The following is a 1,024-nucleotide window of genomic DNA, read 5'->3' on the forward strand; positions in this document are numbered from 1 at the left end:
GTCGAGGGCTGGTACGCCGTCGACGTGCTCGCCAACGACACCGCCCCCGCCGGCGCCGCCGTGGAGCTGGTGTCCGGGCCCACGGACGGCGTCGTCGAGCCGACCGCCTCGCCGCCCGGGTTCCGCTGGCGGCCCGGTGGCGGGCTCACCGCCGAGTGGACCTACCGGATCACCGACGGCGCGGGGAACCGCAGCAACACGGCGACGGTGACCATCGGGGTGCGGTTGGCTCCGGAACCGCGCGACGACGCGTACGAGGCGACCGACGGGGTCCTGCTGACCGTGCCCGCCCCGGGCGTGCTGGCCAACGACGCGCACCCCGCCGGGGACCACCTGGCCGCCATGGGGTCCGCGCGGAACGGGACCACCGCCCGGGGCGGCCGCTACGCCGTCGCCGCGGACGGGGGCGTCGAGTACGCGCCCCCGCCGGGCTTCACCGGTGGCGACTCGTTCTCCTACCTGGTGTCGGACTCGGACGGCGACGCGTCCGAGGCGACGGTGCGCCTCACCGTGCGAGCGCGCCCGGAGCCGCCGCCCGAGCCGCCGCCGGGCGGGGACCGGCCGTCGACCGACGCCCCCGAGGTCACCGTCCACCTGCACGACTACCCCGCCGCGTGCCTGGAGGGCGTCATCGTCGTGGGCGGCTCCGCGCTGGGCACCTGGCTGGACGAGTCGCGACCCGGCGCGGACGCCTCCCGGCCCTGGGAGTTCATCGACCTGCACGCGATCGTCCCGGCCGACCTGGCCGCCGGGGTGCACGAGGTCGCGTTCCGGTGCGGCGGCGCGACCCACGTCGCGGGGACGATGACCGTGCCGGTGTCGGCGCCGCTGACGGCGTTCGAGCTGACCCCGCCGCCGGCCGGCCCGCCGCCCACGACCGCGCCCGACCCCACCGCGCCCGACCCCACCGGGGCCGAGCCCGCGGTTCCCGCGCCCACACCCGGTCCGCCGCCTCCACCGCCCGAGGGCTCCGGCGCGTGGGCGCCCGAGCCCTCGCCCGTCCTGGGCCTGCCCACGTGGAACG

The 1,024-nt window shown here is 78.7% G+C and carries 1 protein-coding gene; it reads left to right on the top strand.

Annotated elements, in window-relative coordinates; translation table 11 throughout:
* Positions 1-1,024, top strand: a 1,024-nt coding sequence (locus tag ACFV4N_RS44050) for an Ig-like domain-containing protein (protein WP_499678657.1), incomplete at both ends; no start/stop codon positions are given.

It is taken from the genome of Actinosynnema sp. NPDC059797 (genome assembly GCF_042732085.1).
GTDB lineage: Bacteria > Actinomycetota > Actinomycetes > Mycobacteriales > Pseudonocardiaceae > Actinosynnema.